General features: G+C 69.9%; 12 protein-coding genes. 8 read left to right on the plus strand and 4 right to left on the minus strand.

Annotated features, from left to right (window positions below; translation table 11 throughout):
* The first annotated feature begins 8 nt into the window (after positions 1-8).
* The 4 genes from V5D55_RS08990 to V5D55_RS09005 are packed head-to-tail and all read left to right on the plus strand — an operon-like array spanning position 9 to position 3,743.
* Complete coding sequence (locus V5D55_RS08990) at positions 9-1,202, plus strand: sensor histidine kinase (RefSeq protein WP_435749061.1); 1,194 nt, start codon at positions 9-11, stop codon at positions 1,200-1,202.
* Positions 1,199-1,918 (plus strand): LytR/AlgR family response regulator transcription factor, encoded by a 720-nt coding sequence (locus V5D55_RS08995; protein ID WP_435749062.1) that lies wholly within the window; start codon positions 1,199-1,201, stop codon positions 1,916-1,918. The genes V5D55_RS08990 and V5D55_RS08995 overlap by 4 nt, the downstream gene beginning before the upstream one ends.
* A complete protein-coding gene (locus tag V5D55_RS09000) occupies positions 1,915-2,289 on the plus strand; it encodes a heavy metal transporter (protein WP_435749063.1) in 375 nt (124 codons plus the stop codon). The genes V5D55_RS08995 and V5D55_RS09000 overlap by 4 nt, the downstream gene beginning before the upstream one ends.
* The gene (locus V5D55_RS09005) at positions 2,286-3,743 is read left to right on the plus strand and encodes a cation acetate symporter (protein WP_435749064.1); all 1,458 of its coding nucleotides are present in this window, start codon (positions 2,286-2,288) and stop codon (positions 3,741-3,743) included. Before V5D55_RS09000 ends, V5D55_RS09005 begins: the two co-directional genes overlap by 4 nt.
* 8 nt (positions 3,744-3,751) lie before the next feature.
* On the opposite strand, the gene V5D55_RS09010 is transcribed toward V5D55_RS09005, so the two are convergent.
* The 3 genes from V5D55_RS09010 to V5D55_RS09020 are packed head-to-tail and all read right to left on the minus strand — an operon-like array spanning position 3,752 to position 6,134.
* Positions 3,752-4,876, minus strand: coding sequence for a DUF6226 family protein (locus V5D55_RS09010; protein ID WP_435749065.1), 1,125 nt, complete (start codon positions 4,874-4,876; stop codon positions 3,752-3,754).
* A 5-nt stretch (positions 4,877-4,881) separates the two neighbouring features.
* Positions 4,882-5,799 (minus strand): pirin family protein, encoded by a 918-nt coding sequence (locus V5D55_RS09015; protein WP_435749066.1) that lies wholly within the window; start codon positions 5,797-5,799, stop codon positions 4,882-4,884.
* On the minus strand, positions 5,796-6,134 hold the full coding sequence (locus V5D55_RS09020; protein ID WP_435749067.1) for a GNAT family N-acetyltransferase: 339 nt from the start codon (positions 6,132-6,134) through the stop codon (positions 5,796-5,798). The genes V5D55_RS09015 and V5D55_RS09020 overlap by 4 nt, the downstream gene beginning before the upstream one ends.
* Positions 6,135-6,223: 89 nt before the next feature.
* Between V5D55_RS09020 and recQ the strand changes: the two genes are divergently transcribed.
* The gene (gene recQ / locus V5D55_RS09025) at positions 6,224-8,260 is read left to right on the plus strand and encodes a DNA helicase RecQ (RefSeq protein ID WP_435749068.1); all 2,037 of its coding nucleotides are present in this window, start codon (positions 6,224-6,226) and stop codon (positions 8,258-8,260) included.
* A gap of 143 nt (positions 8,261-8,403) precedes the next feature.
* Complete coding sequence (locus V5D55_RS09030; RefSeq protein WP_435749069.1) at positions 8,404-10,488, plus strand: acyl-CoA dehydrogenase family protein; 2,085 nt, start codon at positions 8,404-8,406, stop codon at positions 10,486-10,488.
* Positions 10,489-10,506: 18 nt separating this feature from the next.
* On the opposite strand, the gene V5D55_RS09035 is transcribed toward V5D55_RS09030, so the two are convergent.
* Positions 10,507-11,457, minus strand: coding sequence for a hypothetical protein (locus V5D55_RS09035; protein WP_435749070.1), 951 nt, complete (start codon positions 11,455-11,457; stop codon positions 10,507-10,509).
* Positions 11,458-11,548: 91 nt separating this feature from the next.
* On the opposite strand from V5D55_RS09035, the gene V5D55_RS09040 reads away from it, so the two are divergent.
* Positions 11,549-12,595 (plus strand): NAD(P)-dependent alcohol dehydrogenase, encoded by a 1,047-nt coding sequence (locus V5D55_RS09040; protein WP_435749071.1) that lies wholly within the window; start codon positions 11,549-11,551, stop codon positions 12,593-12,595.
* Between the two features lie 28 nt (positions 12,596-12,623).
* Positions 12,624-13,193, plus strand: a complete 570-nt coding sequence (locus tag V5D55_RS09045) for a DNA-3-methyladenine glycosylase I (RefSeq protein WP_435749072.1) — start codon at positions 12,624-12,626, stop codon at positions 13,191-13,193.
* Positions 13,194-13,883: the final 690 nt, after the last annotated feature.

A 13,883-nucleotide genomic window follows, 5' to 3' on the forward strand; every position in this document is an offset into this window, starting at 1 on the left:
CTGAACGCATGACCGACGTCGTTCTCGCAGCCAGCCTCGGCGTGCTCGGCGGGATCGTCCTCACGGTGCTCCTGCTGCTGGCCCGTCGTCTCGCGCGCGGAGCGGCCGACCTCGGCAGCGACGCGGAGCAGGCGGCACTCAACGCACTGCACCACGCGAGCCTCGCCGCGCCGCATCTGCGCGCGGGACTCTCCGGACCCGACGTCGTCAAGGCCGCCCGTCATCTGCGGGTCCTGCTCGGCAGCGCGGCGGTCGCGATCGTCAGCTCCGACGGGAACGTCTCGTTCGACGGGCAATCCGACGGGCTGGAGTCGGCCGCGCAACGCATCGCCGAGCAGGTCGGTGCCTCGGGGCGCCGACAAATCTTCCCCGCACCAGGACCCGGCGACGATCTCGAAGCCGTCGGAGCCCCCATCCTCGTCGACGGACGAGTCGCCGGGGTCGTGGTCGCCTTCGCGTCTCCCGTGCCCGCCGCCCTCGTGCGCGCGGCCGAGGAGGTGGCCGACTGGTGCGCCGCGCAGGTCGAGCTCGGCGGCCTCGACGCCTCACGCACGCAGCTTGCCGAGGCGGAGCTGCGGTCTCTGCGCGCGCAGATCTCGCCGCACTTCATCTACAACGCGCTCACCGCGATCGCCTCGTTCATCCTCTCCGACCCCGCCCGTGCCCGCGAGCTCGTGCTCGAGTTCGCAGACTTCACCCGGTACTCCTTCCGGCGGCAGGGCGAGTTCACGACGCTCGCCGAGGAGCTCGGCAGTATCCACTCCTACCTCGAGCTCGAACGCGCCCGCTTCGGCGACCGGTTGCGGGTCACGCTGCAGATCGCCCCGGAGACGCTTGCGACCGTGATCCCTTTCCTGTCGGTGCAGCCTCTGGTGGAGAACGCCGTGCGGCACGGCCTGGAACCAGGGGAGGGCGGTGGCGAGATCCGGATCGTGTCGCGCGATGACGGCACCCACACCGAGGTCGCGGTCGAGGACGACGGGGTCGGGATGGATCCGGATGCGCTGCGGATGACCCTCACCGCCGCCGACGACGGCGTGCACGTCGGTCTCCGCAACGTCGACACCCGGCTCCGCCAGCTCTACGGACCCGACGGCGGACTGGTCGTCGAGACGAACACCGGCGCGGGTACCCTGGTGCGCATGCGAGTCCCGAAGTCGCAGCCTCTGCATGATCCTCTGCACGATCCGGTGCACCCGTGATCGACGTCCTGGTCGCCGATGACGAGAAGCCGGCACGCGACGAACTCGTCCATCTGCTGCGCACCGACGACCGCATCGGTGAGATCCTCTCGGCGTCTTCCGGCGCTGATGCCCTCCGTCAGCTCTCGGAGCGCGCCGTGCAGATCGCGTTCCTCGACATCCACATGCCGGGGCTGTCCGGCACCGAGCTCGCCCGGGCGCTGCTCGCGCTCGCCCACCCGCCGGCCGTGGTGTTCGTGACGGCCGACGATGCGCGGGCGGTCGAGGCTTTCGAGCTGCGGGCCGCCGACTACCTGCTCAAGCCCGTCCGCGGCGAGCGGCTGCGGCAGGCGATCGATCGCGTCGCCGAACTCGGTGACACCGCACGGCCGGGCGACGACGAGATGGTGCCCGTCACGGTCGGCTCCGCGGTGCGATTCGTGCGACGCAGCGAGGTGCGCTGGGTGCAGGCGCAGGGCGATTACTCCCGTCTGCACACCGGCGACGGCGTCGGGCACCTCGTGCGCATCCCGATCTCGGAGCTCGAGGTGCGGTGGGCCGATGCCGGATTCCTCCGCATCCATCGCTCCTCACTCGTCCGCACGACGGCGGTGACCGAAGCGCGCCTCTCGGGGGCGGACCCCTCCGTCTCGATCGGCGACCTCGCACTGCCGGTGAGTCGACGCCTGGTGCCGGCCGTCCGCGAGGCGCTCGTGCGCGGAGAGGGTTCCGGATGACCGAGGCGCCCAAGCGCGTTCGGGTCACGGCCGATCTCCCCACCCGTCGCCCCGCGACCTTCACCAGGGGCATCGCGCTGCCCGGCGCGCCGGTGGACGAAGCGGATGCCGTCTACGCGCGGGCGCTCATGCGCAGCCAGCTGCGGCTCGCGCTCGGCACGGTCGCCGGATTCGTGCTCGTGGTCGTCGCCCTCACGCTCGCCATCGCGCTGATTCCCGAGATCGGTCAGGTGCTGGTGTGGGGGCTGCCGCTGTCGTGGCTGCTGCAGGCGTACGCGTTCTACCCGATCATCGTCGTCTTCGCGGTGCTCTACGTGCGCACTGCGGCCCGCAACGAGCGCCGGTACCGTGCGCTCCGGGATCGCGAATGAACGCGGTGATGGACCTGGTGGGTGTGGCCCTCGTCATCGTCGCCACCCTGCTGATCGGCGTGTACGGGCTGCGGATCTCGCGCACGACCGGGGACTTCTTCGTCGCGTCCCGCACGGTGCGGCCGGTGTGGAACGCGTCGGCGATCAGCGGGGAGTATCTGTCGGCCGGGACGTTCCTCGGACTCGCGGGGCTGGTGCTGCTCGACGGGGCTCGGGGCTTCTGGTTCCCGATCGGCTACGCCGCGGGATATCTGCTGGTGCTGGCCTTCGTCGCGGCTCCGCTCCGGCGCAGCGGCGCGTACACGATCCCCGATTTCATCGAGGCGCGCCTGGACTCCACGTCCGCGCGGCGCGTCACCAGCCTCGCCGTCCTGATCATCGGGTGGCTGTACATCGTGCCTCAGCTGCACGGGGCGGGGATCACGCTCCTCGTCGTCGCCGGGCTCCCCGAGTGGGTGGGAGCGGTGACCGTGGCGGTGCTGGTGGCTGCCGCGGTCGCGGCCGGCGGGATGCGCGCGATCACGTACGTGCAGGCGTTCCAGTACTGGCTCAAGCTCACCGCACTGCTGGTGCCCGTGGTGTGCATCGCGTTCGCGCTCAGCGGCGGTCCGCACGATTTCGATCCCGCGCTGGTGTTCCCCATCGAGGCCGGTCCCTCGGGCTTCGACGCTTACGAGACGGCGTCCCTCCTGCTCGCGCTGCTGCTGGGCACCATGGGCCTGCCGCACGTCCTGGTGCGGTTCTACACGAGCCCGACAGGGGTGTCGGCTCGGCGCACGACCGTGATCGTCATCGTGATGGTGAGCGCCTTCTACGCCGTGTCGAGCACCATGGGCCTGCTCGCGCGCATCGCCGCCCCCGACCTGGCGGTTCCCGGCGTCGCCGACACCGTGGTGCTGGTACTGCCCTCCCGCGTCTTCCCCGGTGTCTTCGGCGAACTGCTCACTGCGCTCATCGTGGCCGGCGCGTTCGCCGCGTTCCTGGCGACCTCGGCCGGACTCGTCGTGTCTCTCGCCGGCGTGATCAGTCAGGACGCGTTCTCCGGCTCGGTGCGCTCGTTCCGATTGTCTGCCGTGCTGTGCACCCTGGTGCCGCTCGTCATCGCGCTGCTCACGGCTCCCGCCGGTCTCGGATCGAGTGTCGGGGTGGTCTTCGTCGTGGCCGCGTCGACGCTGTCACCCGTCGTACTGCTGGGAGTGTGGTGGCGCGGGCTCACCGCGCGAGGGGCGGTGGCGGGGATGCTGTCCGGCGGGCTCGCCGCGGGCCTCGCGCTTCTCGTGCACGCGGCGATCGGCGGGGTCGGCGTCGCCGCTCCGTACCTCGCGCAGCCCGCGGCGTGGACGATCCCGCTCGCCACAGCGGTCACGGTCGTGGTGTCGATGCTCGACCCACGCGGACCGTCACCGCGCACCGACAGGTTCCTCGCGCGCGTGCACACGCCGGAGCGCGGCTGAGGGCGCCCTCAGTGCTGCGCGGAGCGCAGCGACCAGGCCGGCCACCACCCGCCGGGGAGACGCTCGAGGAGCGTCGTGGCGTCGTCCAGCAGATCGCGCGGCAGCGACGGGCCGGGCTCGCCGCTGCTCGACCGTCCGCCGCCGTCGGCCGTGAGGATCCGGGCGTGCAGCAAGCGCCGATCACCGACGGGGAACAGTTCCCTCAGCCCTCCGGCTGCGATCGCGAGCACAGTCTCCTCGAGCTGGTCGGCCACGGTCTCCGCGGTCTCGTCGCACGCGTCACAGGTGCAGCTGGGCATCATGTCCCGGAACAGTGCTCCAGCCTCGATGCCCACGGACGACGCGGTCGCGGTGAGGGTGATCGCCGCGCCCGTCGTGGGGCGCAGGTGCACGACGCGTGCTTCTGCCTCGCCGTCACGTCGCTCGACGTCGACGTCGTACCAGGTCTCGAGGTGCTCGACCAGCGCGTCGACGACCGACACCACCGGGGCGAAGCGCTCGGGATGGGACACCCGCGAGTAGGCGTCCTCCGGCGGGGAGCCGCCGGCCCAGCGGGATCCGTAGTCGATGACCCGGCCGTCGTCATCGACGAACTCCGGGATCGCGAGCGCTGGACGCGCGAAGGGCACCGGTGCGACGACGAGCTCGACATCGGCGTCCTCCTGCGCGAGGGCCGAGAGCTCCTGCGCGTCGCGGTCCACCTGAGGCCAGGAAGCGATCATCTCCAGGAACGGCTCGCGCTGATCCGGGCGCTCCACGATCGTCCGCAGCAGGCCGACGACCGTCACCGACATCGTCGAAGTGCCCACCTCGGGTTCGCTCGTCATCCGCCACGTCGCCGCCGGGTGCGCCCTGGCGATCGCGTTCCCCAGGAAGCGTGCCGCCGCATCCGCCACCTCCGGAGAGGCGAGGAGGTCGGGGTGCGCGGCCACGAAATCCCACAGCGCGGCGAGGTCGGCGGCGAGCGCGGCAGGGTCAGCGCCGGCGTCGCGTGCGAATGCCTCGAAGAGCTCGAAGCCCTCGACGAACCGCGCGCGAGGCACCGGCCCGTCGCTCGGCGACATGATCATGGCGAAGGACGTGGCATCCGGCATCGGCGCCAGTTCACCAGGAAAGACGTTCGACGTCGTCATCCGGTTCAGATCTTCCGTCCGCGCGGCATCAGCCGCACATCGGGCAGCGGCGGCGCGGGGATGCGCACGTCATGTCCCTCGACCTCGCCGAAACGGGCGGATGCCGCTTCCCACTCCTCGCGCGCCGCGACGATCTCTTCGTGCGTTCGACCGGCGAAGTTCCACCACATCACGATGTCGTCCTCGAACGGCTCGCCGCCGAGCAGGAAGAGCAGCGCGCCCTCGGTCGACGACACCTCGACCTCGTCGCGGGAGTCGCCGAGGTACAGCAGATCGTTGCGCGCCAGCGGATGCTCCGACACGACGGCATCGCCCTCGACGAGCATGAGTGCGTGCTCCCAGGCCGACCGCAGCGGAAGGCGCACGCGGGAGCCGGCGGCGAGCGCGATCTCCGCGCCGACGATCGGTGTGTGCACGGTCGCCGGCGACGAGACGCCGGCGAACTCGCCGAGCACGACTGTGGCCGCGGCATCCTCTCCCTCATCGGCGGTGACCGTCACCTCCGGCAGGTCGGTGTGCCGCTCGAATCCGGCCGCGCCGTGGCGGGCGGACTCCGGCTGCACGACCCAGAGCTGCAGCGCGTCGAGGGGGATGGGGCCGTCGCCGATCGAGTACTCCGAGTGCGAGATGCCGTTGCCGGCCGTCATCAGGTTCAGCTGGCCGCGGCGGAGGTCCGCGTCGCTGCCGAGGGAGTCGCGGTGCCGGATCTCGCCGACCAGCGGCCAGGTCACGGTCTGCAGGCCGATGTGCGGATGCGGCTCGACCCGCATCTTCGTCTCGGCGGGGCCGAACCGGTCGAGGAAGCACCAGGCGCCGATCGTCGGCAGATTGCGGTGCGGGAGCGCGCGCAGCACGTTCATCCCGCGGACTCCGCCGAGCGGAACCTCACGCGGTTCCAGGACGATGCGGCGTGCCCCGATCATGACCCTGAGGTCCCTGAGCTTGACGAAGGGCCTGAGCCCGTCGAGGGGCGCGGCCAGCGGATCTCCGCTCCCGCGATCTCGTGCGTCTCGAGGTACTTCGCGATGTAGGGGCAGAGCGGCACGATCGCGTTTCCGGATGCCGCGGCATCCGTCAGCGCATCGAATGCGAGCCGTCCGGCGAGACCCTGACCCTGGAACGCGTCGTCGATCTCGGTGTGCAGGAAGCGGATGGAACCGGGCCGCCGATCGAACGCGGCGAAGCCGGCGAGTTCGTCGCCCACGCGGATCTCGTAGCGGGAGGCATCCTCGTTGAGGGTGACGGTGATGTCGGTCATGGCGGCTCCTTCATGCGTCTGCATCCAACCTACGCCCGGAACTGTGGACAGGCGCCGCCGACGTCGGCGGGGATCGTTACGCTGGAGGGATGCCGCAGACTCCCCGTGACCCGTACGCGGATCTGCCGTACGCCGACGAGCCCTACGACGACGGCTGGGAAGCGAGCGAGCCGCCCGAGCCGATGGACTGGGAGCCCCAGGGCGCCGGGTTCGAACCGCCGCTCGACTGGGGACCGGGCCCGGTCACGAAGGTTGCTCCGGCATCCGCCCCGGCCGTCCGCAAGGCCACCCCGAGCCGCTACGCGACTGCCGCCGAGGCGTTGCATACGGTCTTCGGCTACGACGAGTTCCGCGGCGATCAGGCCGACATCGTCGAGCAGGTGATCGCCGGCGGCGACGCGGTCGTGCTGATGCCGACCGGTGGCGGCAAGAGCATCACGTACCAGGTCCCGGCGCTCGTGCGCGAGGGCACGGGGCTCGTGATCAGCCCGCTCATCGCGCTCATGCACGACCAGGTCGACGCGCTGCGCGCCAACGGCGTCAAGGCCGCGTACCTCAACTCCACGCAGGCGATCGACGAGCGGCGCGAGGTCGAACGGGCATACGTCGCCGGCGAGCTCGACCTCATCTACGTCGCGCCCGAGCGGCTGTCCAGCGCCCAGACCACCGCCCTCCTCCAGCGCGGCACGCTCAGCGTGATCGCGATCGACGAGGCGCACTGCGTGTCGCAGTGGGGCCATGACTTCCGGCCCGACTACCTCGCGCTCGGCGACCTCGGCGAACGGTTCCCCGGCGTGCCGCGCATGGCGCTCACCGCGACGGCGACCGCGGCGACGCACAAGGAGCTCACCGAGCGGCTGCAGCTCGATGCGGCGAAGCACTTCGTGGCGAGCTTCGACCGCCCCAACATCCAGTACCGGATCGTGCCCAAGGTCGATCCGCGCAAGCAGCTGGTCTCGTTCATCAAGTCCCAGACCCCGGCCTCCGACTCCGGACCGCAGCCCGCCGGCATCGTCTACGCCCTCAGCCGCAAGTCGGTCGAGCAGACGGCCACCTACCTCGCCGCCCAGGGCATCGACGCGCTGCCGTACCACGCGGGTCTTCCCGCCGAGGTGCGTGCCGCGAACCAGTCGCGCTTCCTCCGCGAAGACGGTGTCGTCATGGTCGCGACCATCGCGTTCGGCATGGGGATCGACAAGCCCGACGTCCGGTTCGTCGCGCACATCGACCTCCCGAAGTCCGTCGAGGGGTATTTCCAGGAGACCGGTCGTGCCGGCCGTGACGGCGAGCCCTCCGTCGCGTGGATGGCGTACGGCCTCGGCGACGTCGTGCAGCAACGGCGCATGATCGATCAGAGCCCTGGCGATCGTACGTTCAAGATGCGGCTCGGCCAGCACCTCGACGCCATGCTCGCCCTCTGCGAGACGGTGGAGTGCCGTCGGCAGAACCTGCTGGGCTACTTCGGCCAGCCGTCGCAGCCCTGCGGCAACTGCGACACGTGCCTCGACGACACCGAGACCTTCGACGGGCTGGTCCCCGCGCAGAAGCTGCTCTCGACGATCGTGCGGCTGAAGCGCGAGCGCAATCAGTCGTTCGGCGCGGGGCACCTCGTCGACATCCTCCGTGGCGCGTCGACCGAGCGCATCCGACAGCAGGGGCACGACAAGCTCGCGACCTACGGCATCGGGGCCGACCTGTCCGACCAGGACTGGCGCAGTGTCGTCCGGCAGCTCCTCGCCCGCGGCATCCTCGTCGCCCAGGGCGACTACGGCACCCTCGCTCCGGGTGAGCCCGCGGCCGCCGTGCTGCGCGGCGAGACGCCCGTGCCGCTGCGCAAAGACACGATCGGCCGGCCGACCTCGTCGACCCGCGCCCGCAAGGCGAGTGCCGCCGACACCCTGGATGCCGCCGACCGCGGCATCTTCGAGGCGCTGCGCGCCTGGCGGGCCGAGACCGCGCGCGAGCAGGGTGTTCCGGCGTACATCGTGTTCGGCGACGCGACGCTCCGGGCGCTCGCCGAGCACCGCCCGGCATCGCTCGGCGACCTCGACGGCATCACCGGCATCGGCGCGAAGAAACGCGAGGCCTACGGCGAGGGCGTGCTCGCGGTCATCGCCGCTGCCTGACGGTGGCCCGCACCTGTCGGCTGGCGACAAGCGGATGCCGGTGCGATCCGGCATCCGCTTAGAGGAAAACCACAGGCGACTTCACCGTGGTTTGTGGCAGACCTACCATGGAGGCATCCCTACTTCTCCCTGGAGGAATGCTCATGGTCGACGCTGCCGTCCGTCCTTCGACGACACCCCACCCGTCGCGTGACGCCGCTGACGTCCCGCACCTCGATGTCGCCCGCGTGAACGATGCCCTGATGGGTACGTGGGCCGACACCCGGCGCCAGGCGCGCGAGATGATCAAGGATTCGGCGTTCTGGCGCAAGGACGACCTCGGCAAGGACGAGCATCGCGAGCGGGTGCTCAGCCAGCTGCATCTGCTGGTCGAGAACAAGGCCGTGCACCGCGCCTTCCCCAAGTCCCTCGGCGGCGAGGAGAACAACGGCGCGAACATCGCCGGCTTCGAGGAGCTCGTGGTCGCCGACCCGAGCCTGCAGATCAAGTCGGGCGTGCAGTGGGGCCTGTTCGGGTCGGCCATCCTGCAGCTCGGCACGAAGGAGCACCACGAGAAGTGGCTCCCCGGAGTCATGGACCTGTCGATCCCCGGCGCCTTCGCGATGACCGAGATCGGCCACGGCTCCGACGTCGCCGCTGTCGGCACCACGGCGACCTACGATCCGGAAACCTCGGAGTTCGTCATTCACACGCCGTTCCGCGCGGCGACCAAGGAGTACCTCGGCAACGCGGCGCTGCACGGCATCTCGGCGACCGTCTTCGCGCAGCTGATCACGAACGGCGTCAACCACGGCGTGCACTGCTTCTACGTGCCGCTTCGTGGCGACGACGGCAACGATCTCCCCGGTATCGGCCGTGAGGACGACGGGCTCAAGGGCGGACTCAACGGCATCGACAACGGTCGGCTCTCGTTCGATCACGTCCGCATCCCGCGCACGAACCTCCTCAACCGGTACGGCGACGTCGCCCCCGACGGCGCCTACTCCAGCGCGATCGACAGCCCCGGCCGCCGCTTCTTCACGATGCTCGGCACCCTCGTGCAGGGACGCGTGTCGCTCGACGGCGCGGCATCCTGGGCATCTGCTCTCGCGCTGAAGATCGCGATCACGTACGCGACCCAGCGCCGACAGTTCGACGGTGCCGACGGGCAGGAGGTCGTGCTCCTCGACTACGGCAAGCACCAGCGGCGTCTGCTGCCGCGGCTGGCCACGACCTACGCCCAGATCTTCGCGCACGACGAGTTCCTGAAGAAGTTCGACGGCGTCTTCTCCGGTCGCATCGACACCCCGGCGGACCGTGAAGACCTCGAGACACTTGCCGCCGCCCTCAAGCCGCTGTCGACCTGGCACGCGCTCGACACGCTGCAGGAGGCTCGCGAGGCCTGCGGCGGCGCCGGTTTCATGTTCGAGAACCGCCTCGTCGGGCTGCGCGCCGACCTCGACATCTACGTGACGTTCGAGGGCGACAACAACGTGCTGCTGCAGCTCGTCGGCAAGCGTCTGCTCACCGACTACGCGCAGCAGTTCAAGGGCAAGGATGCCGCGACCCTGGCGAAGTTCGCCGTCGGCATGACGGCAGGCAAGGTCTTCCACGGCGCGGGTCTGCGTCAGCTCGGACAGTCGGTCGCCGACTTCGGGCAGGTGGCCCGCTCGGTCGAGAACGGTCTGCGCGAAGAGCAGCAGCACGATCTGCTCGCCGGCCGCGTGCAGCAGATGGTGGCCGACATCGCAGGCAGACTGCGTCCCGGCGCGAAGGATAAGGCTCTCGGTGCACGGCTGTTCAACGAGAACCAGGCCGAGCTCATCGAAGCGGCGCGCGCTCACGGAGAGCTCCTGCAGTGGGAGGCGTTCACGGACGCCGTGCACGCGATCGACGACGCCGACACGAAGAAGGTCCTGACGTGGCTGCGCGACCTCTTCGGTCTGCAGCTGATCGAGAAGCACCTCGCCTGGCACCTGATCAACGGACGCCTGTCGAACCAGCGCGCCGCTGCGGTGTCGCAGTACATCGACCGCCTGTGCGCCCGGCTGCGTCCGCACGCGCTCGACCTCGTCGACGCGTTCGGGTACGAGCCCGAGCACGTGCGGGCGCCCATCGCGAGCGGCATCGAGAAGCAGCGGCAGGACGAGGCTCGCGCCTACTATGCCGACCTCGAGGCCTCGGGTCAGGCGCCGGTCAAGGAGAAGAAGAGCAAACGAGAGCCCCTCGGCGATCTGAAGAAGCGCTGAGGTCGGGGCGCCCCGACCTCAGGCGTCCACTGCGGGTGGGTAGTGCGGAGCCGTCGGATACTGCGTTCCCGCCACCGACCGAACCACCAGTGCGCGCGCACGGACGCGCAGCACCACCACGGTGAAGACGAGATAGATCAGAGCGATCGCTGTTCCGACACCGAGGATCACCAGCTGAGGCAGGGTGCGCCCGATCATCGGTATCCCGCCGAGCGTCGAGAAGATCACGTCGGGCACGAGGATGAGCAGGCTGAGCACGATCAGGGCGACGGCCGGAAGCACCAGGGCGAACGTCGACCAACGGGTGACGAACACACCGGCGATGGCGAGCAGCGTCCCGACCAGTACAGCGGCGGCAGCATCCGGAAGAAACTCGAACCGGAATTGCTGCAGCGCGGTGAACTGCCCGCGAGCGATTCCCCATGCCAGCAGACAGATGCCGGCCACCAGGAGGATCGGCGCAGCCACGAGACCGAGAATCGACAGGACGGTCGCCGGCCGCTCCGGACGGCGGCGCACGTTCGCCAGGACGATGCCCATCGCGCCCAGCGCCGGGAAGAAGATCAGCGGGATGCCGTAGGTGAGGCCGTCGATCCATTCGCGCGGCAGCACGGGACCGAGCACCCGGTAGGACTCCAGCAGCAACGCGGGGAAGAGCGCGAAGGCGAGGGGTACGAGGGCGAGGGCCCCGACCGCGAGCAGCCCCGCCGAGCTCCAGACGCCGGTCAGCACCACGGCTACCAGGAGGAGGATGCCGAGAGCCTGAAGCAGCGTCGGCATCAGGAGCGGCCCGAATCCGTCACCGGAACTCCCGTACTCGAAGTACGTCATGAGCCATTTCGTGCCCCCGCTGGCGAGAAGCCCGACGGCGACGGGTGTGATGACGACCGCGATGATGACCGTGATCAGTCTGGCGAGCGTGCTGGATCGGCGCATCGCGACTTCCCCCTCCGGAGTCTTGCGGCTCACCCTATCGCCGCGTCGGTCGAGCGGGGCTCGGCCTCCTCGCGAGCCCGCGGATGCGTAGTGTGGAGCGGGTCGTCAGAACAAGGAGCCCGAAATGACCCGCGTCAACGCCTATGCCGCCCCCAGTGAAGCCGCCCCGCTCGAGAAGACCGTCATCGAGCGGCGCGAGCTCGGTCCGCTCGACGTGCTCATCGACATCGCCTTCGCCGGCATCTGCCACTCCGACATCCACACCGTGCGTGGCGACTGGGGCCCGCAGAGCTACCCGCTCGCCCCCGGTCACGAGATCACGGGCACGGTCGCGGCCGTCGGCGCCGAGGTCACGAAGCACGCTGTCGGCGATCGTGTCGGCGTCGGATGCCTCGTGAACTCGTGCGGCGAGTGCCGCAACTGCCTCCGCGGCGACGAGCAGTTCTGCACGAACGGGGCCGTCTTCACCTACGGCGCCCCCGATCATGACGGCACCATCACGCAGGGCGGCTACTCCGAGCAGGTCGTCGTCACCGAGAAGTTCGCGCTCCGCATCCCGAATGCTCTTGCGCTCGATGTCGCCGCCCCGCTGCTGTGCGCAGGCATCACCACATACTCCCCGCTGAAGCACTGGAACGTCGGACCGGGCACCCGCGTGGCCGTGGTCGGACTCGGCGGGCTCGGGCACATGGGCGTGCAGATCGCGCACGCACTCGGCGCCGAGGTCACCGTGCTCTCGCAGACGCTGGGCAAGAAGGACGACGGCCTGCGCCTCGGGGCCGACGACTACCGCGCGACGAGCGACCGCGAGACCTTCCGCGAGCTGCGGTCGTCGTTCGACGTGATCCTCAACACGGTGAGCGCCGTGATCGACACGCGCTCCTACCTGAGCCTGCTCGACGTCGGCGGCACCATGGTGTGCGTGGGCGCTCCGGCCGATCCGCTCCCCGTGCAGGTCATGTCGCTGATCGGCGGACGCCGCTCGCTGGCGGGCTCCAACATCGGCGGCATCGCCGAGACGCAGGAGATGCTGGACTTCTGCGCCGAGCACGGCATCGCCGCCGAGATCGAGGTGATCCCGGCATCCGAGATCAACGCGGCGTATGAGCGCGTGCTCGCTTCCGACGTGCGGTACCGCTTCGTCATCGACGCCTCCACGTTCGCCGACTGACGTCGGTGGTGGCGGATACGTTGGCGATATGACTTCTCTCCTCACCGGCCCCGATGCCCGCGCTCGCTGCTTCTGGGTCGGCGACGACGCCGAGTACCGGCGCTATCACGATGAGGAGTGGGGAACGGCGCTGCACGGCGACCGCGCCCTGTTCGAGAAGATGGCGCTGGAGGGGTTCCAGGCGGGGCTGTCCTGGATCACGATCCTGCGCAAGCGTCCGCGGTTCCGCGAGGTGTTCGCCGGTTTCGAGCCGGACGTCGTCGCGGAGTTCGACGAGGCCGATGTCGAGCGCCTGATGGCGGATGCCGGCATCGTCCGCAACCGAGCGAAGATCGAGGCCACGATCGGCAACGCGCGCATCGTTCAGACCATGGGCGAGGGTGAACTCGACGAGCTGATGTGGTCGTTCGCGCCCGCCGCATCCGGCATCCGCCCCGCATCGATGGCCGACGTCGCCGCGGTCACGCCGGAGTCGACGGCCCTGAGCAAGGAACTCCGCCGCCGCGGGTTCCGCTTCGTCGGCCCCACGACCATGTACGCCCTGATGCAGTCGGCCGGAATGGTCGACGACCACCTCGAGGGGTGCTGGCGCGCCTGATCCGCGCGGGCGGGCAGACATGCCCATCGAGCGATATACCGGGTCGCGGTTAGTATGAACGAGTGCGCCGCCGGCCTGTGGGGCTCGTGGCCGTGAGCTGAAGAGTGTCGACCCTGGGGGGAACCGGGTATGAAGGCCTTGTCGTGGATACGCGAGCGACCCAAGACGCTGGCGTCCGCCGCGGGGGTCACCGCGGGCGTCATCGCCCTCACGACGATGGCTCTCACGTATGAGGGCTTCCCGACCACCAAGGTCGATCTGAACGACGGCGGCGTCTGGATCACCAAGACATCGAGCCTGCTCGTCGGGCACTTCAACCACGAATCGACCGTCCTCGACGGCGGCCTCCGCACGGCCAGCGAGAGCTACGACATCCTGCAGGACGCCGCGAACGTGCTCGTCGTCGATGACACCGCATCGACCGTGACCGCCATCGACCCGGCCCGTGTCTCCCTGGGCGACTCGACCGTGATCCCCGCGACCGCGAAGGTCGCACTCGGCAAGGACACCGCGGCGATCCTCGACGAGAAGTCGGGCGACCTCTGGGTGATGCCGGTCCAGGGACTCGCCTCGTTCGAGATCGAGGGCGAGGAGCCGCTGGTCGAGCTCGGGAAGGATTCCGACGTCGTCGTCGCCTCCGACGGCACGGTTTTCGGGCTCTCCGGCGAGCGCGGCGAGGTCGTGACCGTC

The organism is Microbacterium sp. PMB16, from assembly GCF_051294855.1.
Classification (GTDB): Bacteria; Actinomycetota; Actinomycetes; order Actinomycetales; family Microbacteriaceae; genus Microbacterium.

Coding starts and splice junctions, on each gene's coding strand:
- V5D55_RS09015 (WP_435749066.1), bottom strand. CDS start 5,799: ATGATCGGGGCACGCCGCATCGTCCTGGAACCGCGTGAGGTTCCGCTC.
- V5D55_RS09030 (WP_435749069.1), top strand. CDS start 8,404: ATGGTCGACGCTGCCGTCCGTCCTTCGACGACACCCCACCCGTCGCGT.
- V5D55_RS09010 (WP_435749065.1), bottom strand. CDS start 4,876: ATGACGACGTCGAACGTCTTTCCTGGTGAACTGGCGCCGATGCCGGAT.
- V5D55_RS08990 (WP_435749061.1), top strand. CDS start 9: ATGACCGACGTCGTTCTCGCAGCCAGCCTCGGCGTGCTCGGCGGGATC.
- V5D55_RS09020 (WP_435749067.1), bottom strand. CDS start 6,134: ATGACCGACATCACCGTCACCCTCAACGAGGATGCCTCCCGCTACGAG.
- V5D55_RS09045 (WP_435749072.1), top strand. CDS start 12,624: ATGACTTCTCTCCTCACCGGCCCCGATGCCCGCGCTCGCTGCTTCTGG.
- V5D55_RS09040 (WP_435749071.1), top strand. CDS start 11,549: ATGACCCGCGTCAACGCCTATGCCGCCCCCAGTGAAGCCGCCCCGCTC.
- V5D55_RS09005 (WP_435749064.1), top strand. CDS start 2,286: ATGAACGCGGTGATGGACCTGGTGGGTGTGGCCCTCGTCATCGTCGCC.
- recQ (WP_435749068.1), top strand. CDS start 6,224: ATGCCGCAGACTCCCCGTGACCCGTACGCGGATCTGCCGTACGCCGAC.
- V5D55_RS09000 (WP_435749063.1), top strand. CDS start 1,915: ATGACCGAGGCGCCCAAGCGCGTTCGGGTCACGGCCGATCTCCCCACC.